General features: G+C 64.1%; 16 protein-coding genes. 7 read left to right on the plus strand and 9 right to left on the minus strand.

From position 1 onward, the window contains the following. Positions 1-12 precede the first annotated feature (12 nt). The 4 genes from Y882_RS12010 (at position 13) to Y882_RS12025 (ending at position 4526) form a co-directional block, all read left to right on the plus strand. Positions 13-1260: an efflux RND transporter periplasmic adaptor subunit gene (locus Y882_RS12010; protein ID WP_046972166.1), complete on the plus strand. Its 1248-nt coding sequence runs from the start codon at positions 13-15 to the stop codon at positions 1258-1260. A gap of 72 nt (positions 1261-1332) precedes the next feature. Then, entirely contained in the window at positions 1333-2019 is a 687-nt protein-coding gene (locus Y882_RS12015) for an ABC transporter ATP-binding protein (RefSeq protein WP_046972167.1), read from the plus strand. 10 nt (positions 2020-2029) lie between these two features. Then, positions 2030-3196 (plus strand): ABC transporter permease, encoded by a 1167-nt coding sequence (locus tag Y882_RS12020; protein WP_046972168.1) that lies wholly within the window; start codon positions 2030-2032, stop codon positions 3194-3196. A 10-nt stretch (positions 3197-3206) separates the two neighbouring features. After that, complete coding sequence (locus Y882_RS12025) at positions 3207-4526, plus strand: ABC transporter permease (RefSeq protein WP_046972169.1); 1320 nt, start codon at positions 3207-3209, stop codon at positions 4524-4526. 52 nt (positions 4527-4578) lie between these two features. Here Y882_RS12025 and Y882_RS12030 read toward each other — a convergent pair whose 3' ends face one another. The 4 genes from Y882_RS12030 to Y882_RS12045 all read right to left on the minus strand — a co-directional run bounded on the left by Y882_RS12030 (position 4579) and on the right by Y882_RS12045 (position 8426). Next, a complete protein-coding gene (locus tag Y882_RS12030) occupies positions 4579-5991 on the minus strand; it encodes a short-chain fatty acid transporter (protein ID WP_211259171.1) in 1413 nt (470 codons plus the stop codon). A gap of 78 nt (positions 5992-6069) precedes the next feature. Continuing rightward, positions 6070-6984: a drug/metabolite exporter YedA gene (gene yedA / locus Y882_RS12035; RefSeq protein ID WP_046972277.1), complete on the minus strand. Its 915-nt coding sequence runs from the start codon at positions 6982-6984 to the stop codon at positions 6070-6072. 126 nt (positions 6985-7110) lie between these two features. Beyond that, entirely contained in the window at positions 7111-7989 is an 879-nt protein-coding gene (locus Y882_RS12040; RefSeq protein WP_156171452.1) for a methylated-DNA--[protein]-cysteine S-methyltransferase, read from the minus strand. 164 nt (positions 7990-8153) lie between these two features. Next, positions 8154-8426 carry a hypothetical protein gene (locus Y882_RS12045; RefSeq protein WP_046972171.1) on the minus strand — a complete coding sequence of 91 codons (273 nt, stop codon included), beginning with the start codon at positions 8424-8426 and terminating at the stop codon, positions 8154-8156. A 78-nt stretch (positions 8427-8504) separates the two neighbouring features. Here Y882_RS12045 and Y882_RS12050 point away from each other — a divergent pair, with 78 nt between their 5' ends. After that, entirely contained in the window at positions 8505-8849 is a 345-nt protein-coding gene (locus Y882_RS12050) for a Rieske (2Fe-2S) protein (RefSeq protein ID WP_046972172.1), read from the plus strand. A 58-nt stretch (positions 8850-8907) separates the two neighbouring features. On the opposite strand, the gene Y882_RS12055 is transcribed toward Y882_RS12050, so the two are convergent. The 5 genes from Y882_RS12055 to Y882_RS19340 all read right to left on the minus strand — a co-directional run bounded on the left by Y882_RS12055 (position 8908) and on the right by Y882_RS19340 (position 14101). Then, complete coding sequence (locus tag Y882_RS12055) at positions 8908-11067, minus strand: YjbH domain-containing protein (RefSeq protein ID WP_082121093.1); 2160 nt, start codon at positions 11065-11067, stop codon at positions 8908-8910. Continuing rightward, positions 11067-11843 carry a capsule biosynthesis GfcC family protein gene (locus Y882_RS12060; RefSeq protein WP_052949954.1) on the minus strand — a complete coding sequence of 259 codons (777 nt, stop codon included), beginning with the start codon at positions 11841-11843 and terminating at the stop codon, positions 11067-11069. Before Y882_RS12060 ends, Y882_RS12055 begins: the two co-directional genes overlap by 1 nt. Beyond that, positions 11843-12481 (minus strand): YjbF family lipoprotein, encoded by a 639-nt coding sequence (locus Y882_RS12065; protein ID WP_052949957.1) that lies wholly within the window; start codon positions 12479-12481, stop codon positions 11843-11845. Before Y882_RS12065 ends, Y882_RS12060 begins: the two co-directional genes overlap by 1 nt. Positions 12482-12594: 113 nt before the next feature. Then, on the minus strand, positions 12595-13695 hold the full coding sequence (locus tag Y882_RS12070) for a polysaccharide biosynthesis/export family protein (RefSeq protein ID WP_046972174.1): 1101 nt from the start codon (positions 13693-13695) through the stop codon (positions 12595-12597). A gap of 82 nt (positions 13696-13777) precedes the next feature. Continuing rightward, on the minus strand, positions 13778-14101 hold the full coding sequence (locus Y882_RS19340) for a hypothetical protein (protein WP_156171453.1): 324 nt from the start codon (positions 14099-14101) through the stop codon (positions 13778-13780). Positions 14102-14412: 311 nt separating this feature from the next. Between Y882_RS19340 and Y882_RS12080 the strand changes: the two genes are divergently transcribed. Together Y882_RS12080 and Y882_RS12085 are read left to right on the plus strand one after the other, a co-directional pair. Further along, positions 14413-14853: a low molecular weight protein-tyrosine-phosphatase gene (locus Y882_RS12080; RefSeq protein ID WP_046972280.1), complete on the plus strand. Its 441-nt coding sequence runs from the start codon at positions 14413-14415 to the stop codon at positions 14851-14853. Between the two features lie 111 nt (positions 14854-14964). Next, positions 14965-17166, plus strand: a complete 2202-nt coding sequence (locus Y882_RS12085) for a polysaccharide biosynthesis tyrosine autokinase (protein ID WP_046972176.1) — start codon at positions 14965-14967, stop codon at positions 17164-17166. Positions 17167-17301: the final 135 nt, after the last annotated feature.

Raw genomic sequence — 17301 nt, forward strand, 5'->3', positions numbered from 1 at the left:
CAGGGAGAGCGTGTGGCGAATGCGGATCTATTGAAGGAACTGCGCATCGAGAAGCACCTGCGCGAGGAGCATGGCCAGGGACCCGGTCGCTGGCCGTGGATCGTCGGCGGCGTGCTGCTCGTCGTGCTGGCGGCGGCTGGGGTGGCGTGGTTGCTGCTGGGCCGGCAGGCGATCGAAGTGCAGACCGCCCAGGCGCAGTCGCCGGTCGCCAATGCGGCGGCCGGTGCTGTGCTGCAGGCCACCGGTTATGTCACCGCGCGGCGGCAGGCGACGGTGTCGGCGCAGATCACCGGCACGCTGACCGACGTGCTGATTGAAGAGGGCGATCACGTGAAGCAGGGCCAGGTGGTGGCACGCCTCGATGACTCGCAGTACAAGGCCGCCCTGGAGGCAGCCCGTACCGCGGCCGCCGCCTCGCATGCACTGGTATCGCAGTTCCAGGTGCAGCTGGCGCAGAACGAACGCGATGCCGTGCGCAACGAAGGGCTGGCCGTGAAGGGCCTGGTGGCCAAGCAGGCCGCCGAGCAGTCGCGCACCCTGGTGGACAGCACGCGCGCCCAGCTGATGTCGCAGCAGCGCAGTGCGGCTTCGGCCGATGCGCAGGTGGTCGAGGCGCGGGTCAACTTCGACTATTGCGTGATCCGCGCACCGTTCGACGGCGTGATCACCACCAAGGATGCGCAGGTCGGCGAAATCGTCTCGCCGTTCTCGGCGGGCGGCGGCTTCACCCGCACCGGCATCGGCACCGTGGTGGACATGGATTCGCTGGAAGTGGATGTGGACGTCAACGAGGCCTATATCGGCCGCGTGGAACCGCATATGCCGGCCGAGGCCGTGCTCGATGCCTATCCGGACTGGAAGATTCCCGCCCACGTCATCGCCATCGTGCCGGCCGCCGATCGCGGCAAGGCCACGGTGAAAGTGCGCGTGGCGCTGGAGAAAAAAGACGGACGCATCGTGCCTGACATGGGCGTGCGCGTGTCCTTCCTGGAACAGAAGCAGGATCAGCCGCAGGCACAGGCGCCGCAGGGCGCGCTGGTGCCGACCACGGCGATCGCGCAGCGCGACGGCCATGGCGTGGTGTTCGTCGTCAGCAGCGATACGGTGCAGCAACGCACGGTATCCGCGGCGGCCTCGAAAATCGGCGACCAGAGCCTGCTGCCGACAGGTGTGCAAGTGGGCGACACCGTGGTGGTGTCGCCGCCGGAGCCATTGAAGGACGGCGACCGGGTCAAGGTAGCGGCGAAAGCCGCGCAGTGATCCGCATCGTCAACGCGTGATCGGGAGCATCGCCAAGTGTGGTGCCAAACAATTCGCATCAGGAGCTAACGCATGAGCACGTTGATCGAAACCCGCGACCTATCCAAGGTGTACGAGCGCGGCAAGCAGAAAGTGGAAGTGCTGCACCACATCAACCTCGACATCGCCGAAGGTGATTTCCTGGCGCTCATGGGGCCGTCCGGTTCCGGCAAGACCACCTTGCTCAACCTGATCGGTGGCCTGGATACGCCCAGCGGCGGCAGCATCACGGTGGCCGGCCAGCGGCTGGATCAGCTCGGCGGCGGCCAACTCGCCAAGTGGCGTGCTTCGCACGTGGGCTTCGTGTTCCAGTTCTACAACCTGATGCCGATGCTGTCGGCGCAGCGCAACGTGGAGCTGCCCTTGCTGCTCACCAAGCTGTCCGCTGCGCAGCGACGCAAGAACGCGTCGATCGCGCTGCAGCTGGTGGGACTGGACGAGCGTGCGTCGCACAAGCCCAGCGAGCTATCGGGCGGTCAGCAACAGCGTGTGGCGATTGCCCGCGCCATCGTTTCCGATCCCACGCTGCTGGTGTGCGACGAACCCACGGGCGACCTCGATCGCCAGTCGGCCGAGGAAGTACTCGGCCTCCTGCGTGTGCTTAATCGCGAGCACGGCAAGACCATCGTGATGGTCACGCACGATCCCAAGGCGGCCGAATACGCGAACCACACGCTGCATCTGGACAAGGGTACGCTGGTCGAACAGGCACTGGCGTGAGGATGCGACGATGAAATATCTCCATCTCATCTGGGCGGCGCTGTTCCGGCGCAAGACCCGCACCTTGCTGACGCTCGTCTCGATCATCGCCGCGTTCCTGTTGTTCGGCATGCTCGACGCGGTGCGCACGTCGTTCAATCAGGCAGGGCAGAGCGCCAACGGCGCGCAACGCCTGCAGACCGGATCGAAACTGTCCTTCATCCAGACCCTGCCGCAGTCGCTGGAGTCTCAGATCGCGCAGGTGCCCGGCGTGAAGATGGTGACCTACGCGAACTGGTTCGGCGGCGCCTATCAGGACCCGCACAACCAGGTCTTCAGCTTCGCGGTGGAGCCGAACTACATCGATCTGTATCCGGAGATCGAGGTGAGTGCGGCTGAGCGCAAGGCGTTTGACGACACGCGCACCGGCATCCTGGTCGGCGAAAAGCTGGCCAAGCGATTCAATTGGAAAGTGGGCGACAAGATTCCGCTGCAGTCGACCATCTTCCCGGATCGCCAGGGCAGCAAGAACTGGACCTTCGACATCGTCGGCATCCTGCATTCGAAAGACAAGAAGAGCGGTGGCTTCTTCGACCAGATGCTGTTGCTGCACTGGAAGTATTTCGACGAAACCACGCCGTTCAATCGTGGCACGGTGGGCTGGTATGTCACTCGCGTCAGCGATGTGAACCAAGCTGATCGCGTGGCCAAGGCGATCGACGCGATCTCGGCCAACTCCGATCACGAAACGCGCACGCAGACCGAACAGGCGGCCACCGCCAACTGGATGAAGCAGCTCGCCGACATCGGCCTGATCGTGGGTTCCATCATGGGCGCGGTGTTCTTCACCCTGCTGCTGCTGTCGGGCAACACCATGATGCAGGCCGTACGTGAGCGCACCAGCGAGCTGGCGGTGCTCAAGACGATCGGTTTCTCCAACCATGCGGTGCTGGCCATCGTGCTGGCCGAGTCGGTGCTGTTGCTCCTGCTTGGTGGCGTGATCGGTCTTGGCCTGGCCTCACTGATCATTCCCATCGTGAGCGCCGGCAGCGGCGGCATGCTCAATCTGCCCAGCGTGGGCGCGGGTAGCTGGATCCTGGGTCTGGTGCTGATGATTGCCATCGGCCTGCTGGTCGGTGTGTTGCCGGCGATGCGGGCGATGCGGCTGAACATCGTCGACGCGCTGGCCGGCCGCTAAGGAGAGCGACATGAAGAATTTCCTGTTCAATCTGGGTCTGCTCATCCTGATCGCGATCGTGCTGTGGGCCTGGGTGATGCTGCCTTGGCAAGGCGTGATCGGACTGGCCGTGGTGTTCGCCTTGTGGATGGCACTGACCCGCAGCGGACGCCGTGCGGCGTCGGTGGCCAGCGTCGGCATCAGCACGCTGCGGCAGCGCATCGGTTCGTCCGCGGTCATCGTGATCGGCATCGCCGGCGTGGTCGGCGTGCTGGTCGCCTTGCTGGCGATGGGCGAAGGCTACGCGGAGACGCTGCGCAAGACCGGCAGTGCCGACACCGCCATCGTGATGCGTGGTTCATCGGCGGCCGAAGTGATGTCGGTGCTTGATCACGACAGCGTGACGCTGATCCCGCAGGCGGCCGGCATCGCCAAGGACAGCAAGGGCCAGCCCATCGCCTCGCCGGAGCTCGTCGTCGCTGCCAATTTACCGCTGAAGGGCAGCAACCCGGACGACGAAGGCAGCGTGCAATTGCGTGGCGTCGGCGACCAGGCCTGGGCCGTGCGGCCCAACGTCAAAGTCATCGAGGGACGCAACTTTCAGCCCGGCATGCGCGAGTTGATCGTGGGCAAAGGTGCGGCCAAGCAGTTCGATGGCTTGGTCCCTGGCCACACCGTAAAGCTCGGCAACCAGCAGTGGACCGTGGTCGGCGTGTTCTCCTCCGGCGATGCGATGGATTCGGAAGTGTGGGGCGATGCCAACGTGGTGGCCGACACCTACCGTCGCGGCAGCAGTCGTGCCTCGGTGACGGTGCGGCTGGCTGATCCGACGTCGTACAACAAGTTCAAAGCCGAGCTGGAGGGCAATCCGCAGCTGAAGGTCGACGTCAACACCACCATCGACTATTTCAGCAAGCAGTCCGAAGGCATGACCAAGGTGATCAAGGTGGTCGGCATCGCGGTGGGCCTGATCATGGCGATCGGTGCGATGTTCGGCGCGCTCAACACTATGTTCGCCGCCGTTGCCGCCCGCGCCCGCGAAATCGCCACTTTGCGTGCGATCGGTTTTCGCGGCCTGCCGGTGGTCGTCGCGGTGATGCTGGAAACCATGTTGCTGGCATTGATCGGCGGCTTGCTCGGTGGCTTGCTCGCCTGGCTGATCTTCAATGGCTATAGCGCCTCGACGCTCGCCGCGGGCACCGTAGGCAAATTGAGCTTCGAGTTGCGCGTGTCGCCGGCCTTGCTGTGGACCGGCCTCAAGTGGGCGCTGGCCATCGGTTTCATCGGCGGCATCTTCCCGGCCATCCGCGCGGCGCGTTTGCCGGTGACCACGGCGCTGCGCGAGCTTTAATCGATCGAAAGCAGAGAGGGCGCGGGTAACACCGCGCCTTTTTTGGTTGAAGCTATGGCATCACTGGCGGCACATAAGTCAGGGTCAAGCCCAGTGCCCACAACAAGCCCAGCACCAGCGGCACATGCACCACCAGTTGCACGAAGGTGAAGCCAACCACGTCGCGTGCCTTCAGGCCAAGCACGCCGAGCAAGGGAAGCATCCAGAACGGGTTGATCAAATTGGGCAGCGCTTCGGCGGCGTTGTAGACCTGCACCGCCCAGCCCAGATGCACATGCAGGTCGTTGGCGGCCTGCATCACATACGGCGCCTCCACCAGCCATTTGCCGCCGCCCGAGGGCACGAAGAAGCCGAGCACGGACGAATAGACGCCCATCACCAGCGGAAAGCTATCGGTGGTGGCGATCTGCACGAACAGTCCGGAGAGTCGATGCGAGAGCGTCAGGTCACCCGCGCCGGTGGCATGAGTGAGCAAGGCCGCGATGCCGCCATACAGCGGAAACTGGATCAACACACCTGCCGTGCTGGGCACCGCGCGCGTCACCGCGTTGAGGAAACTGCGCGGACGCCAGTGCAGCAACAAGCCCACGGTGAGGAAGAGAAAGTTATAGGTGTTGAGATTGGCAATCGCCGTCACTGCCGGCTTGCTGGCGAATTCGTAGCCCAGCCAGCCCAGTCCGAGCAACCCGAGCAGGATCGACAGCAAAGGGCTGTATTCCAGCCATTCGCCCGGTCGCTGGCGTGGCGGCAGCGCAGGCGTCGACGTTTCGCCGACGCCGAAATCATCGGCAGTGCGCGCGTTGCGGTCCGACGGTGCGGTGAACCAGCAGACCAGCAACGACACGACGACAAGCGCGGCGGTCAAGGCGATCGACTGCCATAGAAAGATTGTTTCGCTGAAGGGCAGCACGCCGGTGATGTTGATCAGCCCCGGCGGCATGCTTTTGGGATTTGCCTGCAACTGGGCGGCCGAGGAGGAAAGGCCCATCGCCCATACGGCGCCCAGGCCAAGATAGGCTGCGGCCGCGGCTGCGCGATAGTCCATGCGCAGATCGCCGCGACGCGCCAGCGCGCGCACCAGCAGGCCGCCGAAGACCAGCGAGAAACCCCACGAAAGCAGCGACGCCAGCATGCTGACCAGACCCACGTAGCAGATCGCGCCACGCCCCGTTTTCGGCACGCGTGCCAGCCATTCAATGAGGCGCGCGACGACCGGCGCGGTGGCCACCACGTAGCCGCCAATCACCACGAAGGTCATCTGCATGGTGAAGGGCACCAGGCTCCAGAAGCCGTCGCCGAATGCATTAACGGTGGTGATGGGCGTCGCGCCGAACGCCATCGCTGCCAACGCGACGATGATGACGCCCAAGGCCGCGAACACCCAGGCATCGGGAAACCACTTTTCCGACCAGGAAGCACTGCGCAAGGCAGCCCGCGCCAGCAGACCTTCGTTTGTCGCATTCATGGGCCCATCCCGATCGAGGATGGACGCATGGTGGCTGCCCCGCTGCCGGCGAGGCAAGTCGGCGATCGACGAAGCTGATCAGCGACGCTGGCGCGCCAGCGTGATGGCGCCCACACCCAGCAGGATGATGGCCATGCCGATCAAGTCATACGGCCCCACGCTTTCGCCGGCGAGCAGGACGCCGAACAGCACGGCCACCGGCGGGTTCACGTAGGCATAGCTGGTCGCCAGCGCCGGGCGCGCGTGCTTGAGCACATACAGGAAGGCGCTGAACGCGATGATCGAGCCGAACACCGCAAGGTAGACCAGCGCAGCCGTGGCGCGTGCGGTGGGATGGGCCGGCAGCTGTTCGCCGCTGGCGAAACCCACGATCAACATGGCCACGCTCGCGCACAGCATCTGCGCTGCAGTATTCATGGGACCGGCCGGCATGTCCTGCCGACGGCTCCAGGTGGCGCCGAATGCCCAGCTCATCGCGGCCACCAGCAGGGCGATCGCGCCAAGACGCGATCCGGAAAGGCCGGCGCCAAGGTTGAGCACGATCACGCCGACGAAACCGATCACCAGCCCGACGGCTTCACGGCGCGAAGGCCATTCACGATAGAGGCCCGAAAACAGCGCCGCGAACAGCGGCATGCTGGCGACAGCGACCGCTGCAATACCCGAGCTCACCCGCTGCTCGGCATAGCACACCAGGCCGTTGCCGACACCGAGCAACAAGAAGCCGGTGATCGCCGCATTGCGCCACTGGCGCGCCGTGGGCAGCGCCACGCCGCGCAGACAAAGGAAGGCAAACAGCGCGATACCCGCGCCCAGGAAGCGTATGCCCGCGAGCAGGAAGGGCGGATAGCTTTCCAGGGCGTAGCGGATGCCCAGATAAGTCGACCCCCAGATGATGTACAGCGAGAACAACGCCAGCGGCACCAGCACGCGGGTGTCGGCAAAGGGCGCGGTCGCCGCCGGGGCGACGGAAGTGGTCGTGGTATCGGTCATGGCAGGCTGCGCGGGGAGCATCGCGGGGTGGATGCCGCTCATAGTTTACAGGCAGACCCAACATAGTCCGGGCACAGCAGCGGCAGAAGCGAGGCTTGTGCAAGGCAGCGTTGAGCGCCGCTCAAGTCAGGCAGCCGAGCGTTTGCCCTGCAGATGGTCGCCACGCTGTTCGCTGGCAAGCAGCTCGCGCTTGCGCTCCACGCCCCAGCGCCAGCCGCCCAGCGTACCGTCTTCACGGACGATGCGATGGCACGGCACGATCAAGGCGAGCCGGTTGTTTCCGCAGGCATTGCCGATGGCGCGGGCGGCACGGGGCATGCCCAGCTCCGCGGCCAGTTCGCCATAGCTCTTGGTGGTGCCGGCGGGAATGCGTGTGAGCGCGTTCCACACACGCCATTGGAACGCCGTGGCCGCGACGTCGAGCGGCGGCAGATCCGGCGCATCCGTCGTGCTCCAGCCCAGTTCGCCGGCAATGCGTGCGATCACCGCGTCCAGCCATTCTTCGCGCCCCGCATCCACGCGCTCGCGTGTTGCATGGGGGAATTCGTCGGCGAGCCGCTGTTCCAGTTCCGCATCGGTATCGCCCAGCGTCACCGAGCAGATGCCGCGGGACGTGGTCGCGACCAGCAGGCGGCCCAGGGACGTGGCGGTGGTGGTGTAACGGATCGCGGCGCCCGCGCCGCCGGCACGATAGCTGGCGGGTGTCATGCCGAGCAGCCGGTCGCTGTGTTCGTAGACGCGGCTGCCGGAGCCGAAGCCGGCGTCGTAGACCGCGTCGGAGACCGCCGCGCCCTTGCGCAGCGCCGTCTTGAGCTGCCCGAAACGGCGAGCGCGGTGATACTCCGCCGGACTCATGCCATAACGGCGACGAAAAGCCCGCTGCAGGTGGCTGGGGCTCAGGCTGGCGGCCTCGGCAAGATCCTGTAGGGTGGGCGCTTCATCGGCGCGTTCCAGCAGCAGGCGGACCTGTTCGAGGGTGGCTTCGTTGGTGTGGCGCGTCGTCATGGTGGACATCCGAAGAACCGATGTATCCAGCCTAGTGCGACCCTGGCTGGCCAGCCATCCGGATCTTGTGCGGCAGGTTTCCCAGGCGCGTAACCCAGCACCAGCGTCGGCCGTGCCGACGTATCAGGACTCGCGTTTTGCCGGGCGGTCCGCAGGCCGGATCATCAATGCGCGGCGTGGTGCGTACGCTGCAGCACCACGAATTCGCCTTCGATGACTTCGGGCTTGTGGCTGCGCGCGACCGTAGGCGACACGGCGCTGCGCTTGCGCGACCATTGGCGGAGCGCGAAGACCAACGCGCCGCCAACGAGCAGCACGCTCGCTACCACGAGACCAAACACCAGCAAGATGCCCACCACGGCGAGGCCCACCAGCAGCGACAAAGCGCGGACCAGAGGGTGGCGGGAGCGACGCGGCATGGGCAGTGAAAAGCGCATGTGTTAAAAATCCGTGTGGTAAAATCAACGACTTACGTGCGTAACGATGGGGCCTTAGGGCGAAAGAGGCAAGTGCCGATGGATACAGCAACACCCGACCAGGCGCTTTGCCGGCTGGACGATATTCCCGATGGCGGCGCCATCGCGGTTGATGCCGTACTGCGCGACGGCGAGGAGAGCGTGATCGTGCTGCGTCGCGATGACGCGGCGTATGCCTATCTCAATATTTGCCCACACGCCGGACGCCGGCTGGACTGGGCGCCGGGCAAGTTCCTGATCAAGGACAACCTGCTGATCTGCGCGGCGCATGGCGCATCGTTTCGGAATGTCGACGGCCTTTGCATCGGCGGCCCCTGCCGCGGCGAACACTTGCGCAGCGTGGGTGTGCGCGTCACCGATGGCGAGGTGTGGCTCGACGGCTGAGACGCGCGCCGAGTTGCTTGCAGACGATGCGGTCCGGCGTGTATCCGGGCCTGCATCCTTACTCGACGATCTTGTCGAGATTGCTGTTGAAGTTGTCCAGGTCGCGATCGCTGGTGAGCGAGTAGAGCGAGTAGCGCCTGCCCAGGCTCGCGCCGCCGTCGCGGATCAGCGGATCCCAGACAAACGTCGCACGCGACAGCGTGGAGCGGGGCAGCATCAGGTCGAACGGAATCGACACATAGATGCCCTTGTCGAAGCTGCCTTCGCCAAACTGCGCTGCCGAGACATTGGTCTTGGTCGCATACGCGCCCATGCGTACGCCGTTGCGGAACTCGCGCGATACGTCCACCGTCGCGCCCCAGTCGCCGGCTAAATAACGGCCGGCGCTGATCGCCACAAGCACATCCTTGTAACCCAGGTCGAAATAGCCGGTGACGTGGCCGGTGACCACGTGATAACCGCGGAACGAGAAGTCCTGGTCGTAGCCGCGCTGCTTGACCCAGTTGATGTCCGAACCGATCGCCCAGCGTTCGCCAAACGGGCGATAGAGCACTTCGCCGCCGACACCGCCGAACATGCTTTCCAGCATGCCGGCGTACGCCATGCCGTAGAGATCCTGGCCAAGCTGGCGCGTACCGGTCAGCTGGAAGACCGGCATGGTGATGGTCGAGCTGGTGATGTACTTGCGCACGTCGGTACGCACGCGCGGCAGGTCGCTGGGCGCGTCGTATTTGAACTTGTCGTAGTTGTCGAACAGATCCACCGACGCCACGCCGCTCCACCACAGGTTGGGCGTGAAGTGGAAATCGAGGTTGTAGATGGCGGCGATCTGGTACAGCAGGAAGGCGTCAGGACCGCCAAGACTCTGCGCGTAGACCAGCGCAAATGACTGGTCGAAACGCTTGAGCGGGGCGCGATACAGCACGTCATCGTTGCGTGGCGTGGGCGCGTTGTGCTCCACGCTTTGGCGGAACTCGCCCAGCGTGATGTCATGATCCAGCAGCTCATCGAAACGCTGGCGGTTGACGCTGGTCTCGGTCGTGGTGAGCCCTTCCTGCTGCGCGGCGATGGTGAACCAGTCGACGCCGGCGCCCAGTTCGTTGTCGAGCACGCGCGCCGCACGGCCCACGCTCTTGGCGTTGTAGAAATAGGTTTCCTGCTCGCCCTTGACCACCACTTCGCTGCCGCGGCGGGTGATGCTCGACACCTGGATGCCCGCGTTGTCGCGCAGCGTGCGCGCGACGCTCGCCCAGTCGACCTGCTCGGGTGTTTGCGTCGCGGCAGCGGTGTTCCGCTTCGGCGGTGCGGGATCCAGCAACTTGGTCGGGCCGGTGCCTTCGGCCATATTGGCGTGCAGGGTCAGGCCCAGCATCACCGTGTTGCCGCGCTCAAACGCCACGCTCAAGTCCAGATTGCGGCCGGGGCGGAACACAGCGCCTATGTTGACCGGCGAGCTCTGCTTCTGATTGTTGTGCTGCGGTTCGTGCTGATAGTTGTTGCCGTCGTACTCGGCCTTCAACACCAGCCAGTCCCACGGCGTCTGGTAGCTGATGCCGCCAAACAGCGCTGCCGGGCCGCGGAAATAACGATTGCTGGAGAACTTGCCGGTGCCGTCGTTATCGCTGGGACGCACGTCGAACTTGTCGCTGATGATCGAGAATGGATTCTTGATGTCACCGCGTGCCCCGACGTAACCCCAGCCCATGCCGAGGCTGGCATCGATCGGTCCGAAGCGTTTGTTCATCACCACGTATTCGCCGGCGAACAGGCCGGTGCCGCCGATATCGCGGGCGCCGACGCTGAGGTCGGGCAGGTAATGGCTTTCACTCCACAGCCGCACCTTCACGTCGATGGACTTGTCTTTGTAGCTCTGGCTGCCGCTGAGCGACTCCGGACCGTACCGGCGATTGCTCACCGCGGTGTAACGGAAGATGCCCTCCAGCCAAGGCAGCGGCTGCAGCGAGACGTTGTAGCGATCGTACGGCTGTACGTGGCTTGCAGTCAGCGCGACCTCGCCGTCGTCGGCCATGCGCGCGGTGGGTGTCTGCCACAAACCAACACCACCAAAATCGCTTTGCGTGGGAGCGTTGTCGGCATAGGCCGTACTCATCAGCAGACCGCCGAGCAGTGGCAGCAGGCAGCCACAGCGGCGGCGCCACTGGGTGCGGCCTCGGGTCCTGGTGGTGATCCCCGAGGGACGTCCTGTCCGCTTGCGCATTATCGATCGCCTTCCGCCGCGTGCAGCGGCTGGGTCGCCAGAAAGGCGGCCAGTTCCTGGTTGAGCTCCGGCGGCACGCTGTGCAAGCCGGTTTCACGCAGCGGCACATAAATCACCGCACCTGGCGCGAGCGACATCGATGGGCCGCGATTCCACAGCCCCGCGCCCTGCTTCGACACGCGGCCATCGGGCTGGATGACGAAGATCCAGTCGCCATCGGCCTGAGGCGATGGCTTGCATTGGTCGAGATAGTCCTGTGCGTTCTGCAAGGGCGCGAGCGGGAGTACGCAGGGCTGGTTCACTGCGCCGACCACCTGGATGGTGGTTGGGCGGCGAGGATAAAAAAGCGTGTCGCCTTCGCCAATCGGTCGATTTTCGGCGGCATTCACCTCCACCGAGCGCGGGTCGAGCAAGGCCACTTGGCGCCCCGTCACGGGCATTGGCTGCAACCAGTCGTGCAGTGAGGCGAGCGTGTCGGCCAGGGCGGTACGGTCATCGCGCAGTGCTTGCTGTCGCGCGCTATCGAGATCAAACAGCAGCCCGGCTTTCAGGCGTGCCTGCTCGACCTGCAACGACGGTCGCTGCCACGACGCACCGAGCGGATACGCCTCAGCGCTCAATGGGCTGGCGAGGGCGGCATCGCTCAGGCGGGCGTGACCGCTAAGCTGCTTCGAACCCGGTGCGGTCACCGCACCGATGATCTGGATATTCACCGCGTGCGCGGCGAGTGGAAAGAGCATCGCTGCAAGCAGCATGCGGATGGCGTGGCGGCGCATCACGACTTGCTCCCGCGATACGGGCGCAACTGCACCAGCTTGATGGTCATGCCGGGCATGACTTCCTGTTCGCTCATCCACACGAAGCCGTCGCTGGGGTCGACCCAGTAGCGATTGCTGGCGCGATAGCCGGCTGCCTTGGCGGACACATCTTCATTCACCAGCAAAACGCGATGCGCCGTGCCGAGGATGTCGATGCTGGTTTCCCCGGCGGGCTTCAGTGTCGCGTGCACCGGAATGCCGTAGCGATAGCCTGGCGACCAGTCGTCGATGCGGTCGTAGCTGGTGCCGGCGGCCAGCGTTTGCAGCCCATGGACGAACGGATCGTTGTCCTGCTCGATACGGCTGCCATCGAGGTTCTGTGCAAGGCCGATGGTCTGTACGACGCGGCCGTCTTCCAGCACCAGGGCGACGCCGCTGGTGCCGTACCAATACTGGCGAGCACCGACGATATTGCCGAGGACCAGGATCGCGTCGCCATGCGCAGTCATCGCGCGCATCTGGAAATAAGGCTTGGCCTGCACCTGTTCGGCGGTGGGCGAGAGCTTCGGCGTGCCTTGCCAAACCAGCCGCATGGTGTCCACGGTGGAGCGCGAAACGCTCGTACAACTGGCGAGCAGCAGACTGGCCGCAGCCATCAGAAAAAGCTGCTCCACGCATCGACGCGCGAACGAACGACGCCCTCGCGCTGGACGCAAGGGCATCGCCAAGGCCGGCTTGCGCCGGCCGTGTTTCGGGCGCCGCGACAACATCAGTGGTCGAGGTTGTACGAGGCGTTGGCCGCGTTGCTGATGATGCCGGTCAAAGGCAGCAGCTGGGACAGGAAACGGTTCCAGCGCGTCACGCCGGCAGGGCCGACGAACACCACGTCACCCGGTTTCACCTTGAACTGATCGGCCAGGATGAAGGCATCCGGCGAGCGCGCGTCCAGCTGATAGACGGTGCCCCTGGCGGTTTCCAGATCCTCGATGCCGCGGATCACATACACCGCCTTGCCCTTGGAGGTGGTCGGATTGAGTCCACCGGCGCGGCCCAGCGCCTGGGTCAGGCTGAGGTTGGTGGTCTTGAAGGTGAGCGCCATCGGGCGGTTCACTTCGCCGATGACGTAAACCTCGTGGTGGTCATTGTACGGCAGGAACAACCGGTCGCCGGGCTTCAGATAGACGTCCTGGGCCATCGACTTGTTGGTGTTCAGCGCATCCAGGTCGATGCGGTAATCGTGGCCGTCGCGCGAGAGCACCAGGCCGGAAAGATCCGCTTGCTCGGTATTGATCGTCGCTGCGCCCAGCGCTTGCGCCAGCGTGGTGGGAATAGCCGTGATCGGTTGAGGATCGGTCTTGACGAAGGCGCCCTGGAAAGTCACGCGCTGGCTGCCATAGCCGATGACGTTGACGTCGACCTGCGGCTTCTCCACGTACTTGGCCAGCTTGTCGCTGATGGCCTTGCGCAGTTCCTCGATGGTCAGGCCGGACACCTTCAGTTCGCCCACATACGGGTAGAACAGCGTGCCGTCCGAACGCACCAGGCGGCCGTTGGCGAGGGTCTGTTGCTGCGGACCGGCAGGCGAGGTCAGCTCCGGGTGATCCCACACCGTGATGTACAGCGTGTCGCCTGCGCCGATGCGGTACGACTCGGGCTTGTAGGCAAGCAGCTCCGGCGGTAGCGCCGCTGCCGCGAGCCCCGCCTTGTCCATCGCCAGTTGCTTGGGCGTGATGGGCACGATGTCGACGCGACTGTTTTCGTCCCCACTGCGCGTCATGCTGTGAGTGGACATGTGCTGGCCCGGCGCCCAGATGCAGCCGTGCAGCAGTAGGGTCGCGGCGGCGAGCGCCACGGCAGTGCGTACGTTCATGACTTCGGTTTCTTTGGGTTACAGACAGCACACATCCATGCCGGACGAATCCAGCATGGATGTGTCGTGTACTGCGGAGTGGTTAGTGCGTACCGGTGGTGCCGGTCGTACCCGTGGTGCCGCCCGTGCCGCCGGTACCACCGCCGCTCGGCGGCGTGTTCTGGCTACCGTGGCTGTCGCTGCCACCGCCGCCGACGGCCGTAGCCACTGCGGCTGCGCCAAGTACGGCAGCGCCAACATAGGCAGCCGTCAGGGTGCCAGTGGCTGCCCCGGAAGCACCGGCTGCGCCAGCCGCGCCAGCCTGCGGGGCTGCGTCCGGAGCCGGAGCGGCCGGAGCGGGAGCGGTCTGGGCAAAGCTCTGGCCGATCATGGCCGTCATCAAAACAGCAGCAAGCAACTTCTTCACGAGAACTCCATTCTGGTGGTAATCCGGATACATCTAAACACAACCTTACCGGAAAATGAACGGGACGATCCTGATTCCAAATCGGTGACGGCCATCAAACTTGTGGCTATGATTGTAAGCTGAGCGCAAGAGATGCATGGCTATTTTGTGATCTGCTTCACTTGACGGGCCAGGGGTGTGTTCGCCCGTCGGGATAACAAGATCGGCATACGACGCGTTTTTACAGGGGTCTGCCAGAACGACAAAGCACGCGCTTGGCGCGAGGCTGGCGCGTGGGCAGTGGATGCGTATTGGAAGAAGCGTTGGTATCTGTGTTCAAACGGATCTTGATCGTCTGCGTGGGGAACATCTGTCGTAGTCCTACGGCTGAATACCTGTTCCGTCATCACCTTTCCGCGGCTGGTGCTTCCATCGAAAGCGCCGGCTTGGGCGCGCTCGTGGGCAAGCCGATGGATGCGCAGGCCTTGCAGATCCTTGGCGAACACGGCGTGGATGGCAGCGAACATCGCGCGCGGCAAATCAGCGCATCGATGCTGCGCGATGCCGACCTGGTGCTGGCCATGGAGCGCGAGCATGTTGCCAGCCTGATGCGCATGGCGCCCGAGGCCAGCGGCAAGGTGATGTTGCTGGATCGATGGGGGGAGGGCGGCGATATCCCTGATCCCTATCGCCAGAGTCGCGAAGCCTTCGACCACGTCTACCAGCTGATCGATCGCGCCGTGCAGAGCTGGTTGCCGTATTTGCGTACTTAGTCGCCCGTGAAAAACGTAAGACAGTGCCGAAAAGAAGTAGCGTCGGAGCATTCCGATATGAGGCATTGCGAACTTGATCCATCCTATCTGACCTTCCTGGACTAGCTCAGCATGACCGCATCACAGACCACCGCGCCGCAAGACGATGAGATCGACCTGCGCGAACTGCTGGGCACGCTGCTTGATCACAAGTGGCTCATCGGCATCGTCACCGGCGTGTTCTTCGTGCTCAGCGTGGGCTATGCGGTGCTCGGCACGCCGATCTACGAAGCGGACGCCATGGTGCAGGTGGAGCAGAAGGTGCCGGATCTGCCGGGCCTGAGCGCGATCACGCAGACGCTGGGTGCGTCGAGCTCGGAGGCGACCACCGAGATCGCTCTCATCACGTCGCGCTCGGTGATCGGCAAGGCGGTGGACGAGCTCAATCTGCAGGTCGAGGTCGCGCCTTACCACTTTCCGATTTTCGGCGGCTGGATGGCGCGTCACTACGTACCGGATCAACCTACCGACGTAGCATCGCCGCTCATGGGCTTTAGCCGTTACGACTGGGGCGGCTCCAGGCTCGACATCTTCCAGCTCAAGGTGCCGGCCTCGCTGGAAGAGAAAAAACTGGTGCTCATCGCGGGCGAGCACGGCAGCTACACGCTGTACTCCAGCGGTGACGTCATGCTGACCGGCCAGGTGGGCAACGTAGCCACGGGACATGGCTTCACCATGCAAGTGCGCGAGCTGCGCGCCAACCCTGGTACGCACTTCGCCGTGGTGCATCACACCGCGCTTGCCGTGGTCAATCAATTGCAGCTGGATATCAACGCGACGGAGCAGGGCAAGGATTCGGGCATCATCCAGCTCATGTACGACCACGAAGATCCCGTGCTGGCCGCCCAGCTGCTGGATCATGTGAGCCAGGCCTACGTCAAGCAGAACGTCGAGCGCAATTCCGCCGAGGCCGCCAATAGCCTGAAGTTTGTGCGCGAACAGCTGCCTCGTATCCGCCAGGACCTGGACAAGGCGCAGAGCGCGCTCAATGCCTTCCAGACCAAGGCGCACTCGGTCGACATCACGCTGCAGACCAAGGGCCTGCTCGACCAGGTCGTCGCCATCGAGACCAGCATCCAGCAGCTGCGCATGCAGCAGGCGGACATGGAGCGCCGCTTCACCGCCGAACATCCGGCGTACAAGGCGCTGCTTGAACAGATCGCCCAGCTGCAGGGGCAAAAGAACGGCATCGACAAACAGGTGGGCGGCTTGCCCGACACGCAGCAGGAACTGCTGCGCCTCACCCGCGACGTCGAAGTCCTCAACGCCACTTACACAGGCCTGCTCAATCAGGCGCAGCAGCTCGACATCGCGCGCGCCGGCACCGTGGGCAACGTCCGCGTGATCGATCCTGCTGCCGTGGATATCTCCAAGCCGGCAAAGCCAAAAAAGGCGCTGGTTGCCCTGGGTGGCACCTTCCTTGGTGGCTTCCTGGCGGTGGCTTTCGTACTCGTGCGCCAAATGCTCAGCCGTGGCGTGGAAGATCCGTCGGCGATCGAGCAACTGGGTCTTTCCGTCTATGCATCGGTGCCCAGCAGTGTGGCCGAGAAGCAGAGCTTCCTGCAGGGGCGCCGCGGGCGTGGGGATGGCAAGCAAAAATTGCTTGCGGTCAACGCACCGGCCGACCTGGCCGTGGAAGCGCTACGCAGCCTGCGCACCAGCCTGCACTTCGCGCGTATCGAGGCCAAGAACAATATCCTCATGATCTCGGGTGCGAGCCCGGGTGCCGGCAAGACCTTCATCTCGTCCAACCTGGCCGCCGTGATCGCGAAGGGTGGCCAGCGCGTGCTGCTGATCGACGGCGACATGCGAAAAGGTGCATTGCACACCGTAATTGGCGGCCGTCCCGACAAGGGCTTGTCTGAATTGATCGCGGGCCAGCTTTCGCTGGATGACGCCGTCCGTACCGTAGGCGATGTCGAAGGCCTGCACTTCATCTCGCGCGGCAAGGCACCGCCCAACCCGTCCGAGCTGTTGATGCACGCGCGCTTTGCGGATCTGCTTGAAACGCTCAAGCCGAAGTACGACCTGGTGATCATCGATACGCCGCCGATTCTCGCGGTAACCGATGCCGCGATCATGGGGCACCACGTGGGAACCAGCTTGCTGGTGATCCGTTTCGGCCTCAACCAGGCACGCGAAATCGCACTCGCCAAGCAGCGATTCGAACAGAACGGCGTGCAAATCAAGGGCGCCGTCTTCAACGCCGTGGAACGCAGGAGCACGGGCTACTACTCGTACGGTTACTACGAGTACAGCAGCAGTCCCGCGTAAACAGGTTCAAGAAAATTATTGTGGAACATTGTGACCGGGCCTGCGGGTCCGGGTAGTACGAACAGTCTATTGGTTGCTTGACGTGCGATCAGTGATGATCTCGCGACTCTTTCACGGGGGGAGTGAATGAGGGGC

The organism is Dyella japonica DSM 16301, from assembly GCF_001010355.1.
Taxonomy (GTDB): Bacteria; Pseudomonadota; Gammaproteobacteria; order Xanthomonadales; family Rhodanobacteraceae; genus Dyella; species Dyella japonica.

What these genes read in the sequence shown, in the direction of transcription:
- Y882_RS12015 (WP_046972167.1), top strand. Translation starts at nt 1,333, where the DNA reads ATGAGCACGTTGATCGAAACCCGCGACCTATCCAAGGTGTACGAGCGC.
- Y882_RS12020 (WP_046972168.1), top strand. Translation starts at nt 2,030, where the DNA reads ATGAAATATCTCCATCTCATCTGGGCGGCGCTGTTCCGGCGCAAGACC.
- Y882_RS12025 (WP_046972169.1), top strand. Translation starts at nt 3,207, where the DNA reads ATGAAGAATTTCCTGTTCAATCTGGGTCTGCTCATCCTGATCGCGATC.
- Y882_RS12030 (WP_211259171.1), bottom strand. Translation starts at nt 5,991, where the DNA reads ATGAATGCGACAAACGAAGGTCTGCTGGCGCGGGCTGCCTTGCGCAGT.
- yedA (WP_046972277.1), bottom strand. Translation starts at nt 6,984, where the DNA reads ATGACCGATACCACGACCACTTCCGTCGCCCCGGCGGCGACCGCGCCC.
- Y882_RS12040 (WP_156171452.1), bottom strand. Translation starts at nt 7,989, where the DNA reads ATGACGACGCGCCACACCAACGAAGCCACCCTCGAACAGGTCCGCCTG.
- Y882_RS12045 (WP_046972171.1), bottom strand. Translation starts at nt 8,426, where the DNA reads ATGCGCTTTTCACTGCCCATGCCGCGTCGCTCCCGCCACCCTCTGGTC.
- Y882_RS12050 (WP_046972172.1), top strand. Translation starts at nt 8,505, where the DNA reads ATGGATACAGCAACACCCGACCAGGCGCTTTGCCGGCTGGACGATATT.
- Y882_RS12055 (WP_082121093.1), bottom strand. Translation starts at nt 11,067, where the DNA reads ATGCGCAAGCGGACAGGACGTCCCTCGGGGATCACCACCAGGACCCGA.
- Y882_RS12060 (WP_052949954.1), bottom strand. Translation starts at nt 11,843, where the DNA reads ATGCGCCGCCACGCCATCCGCATGCTGCTTGCAGCGATGCTCTTTCCA.
- Y882_RS12065 (WP_052949957.1), bottom strand. Translation starts at nt 12,481, where the DNA reads ATGGCTGCGGCCAGTCTGCTGCTCGCCAGTTGTACGAGCGTTTCGCGC.
- Y882_RS12070 (WP_046972174.1), bottom strand. Translation starts at nt 13,695, where the DNA reads ATGAACGTACGCACTGCCGTGGCGCTCGCCGCCGCGACCCTACTGCTG.
- Y882_RS12085 (WP_046972176.1), top strand. Translation starts at nt 14,965, where the DNA reads ATGACCGCATCACAGACCACCGCGCCGCAAGACGATGAGATCGACCTG.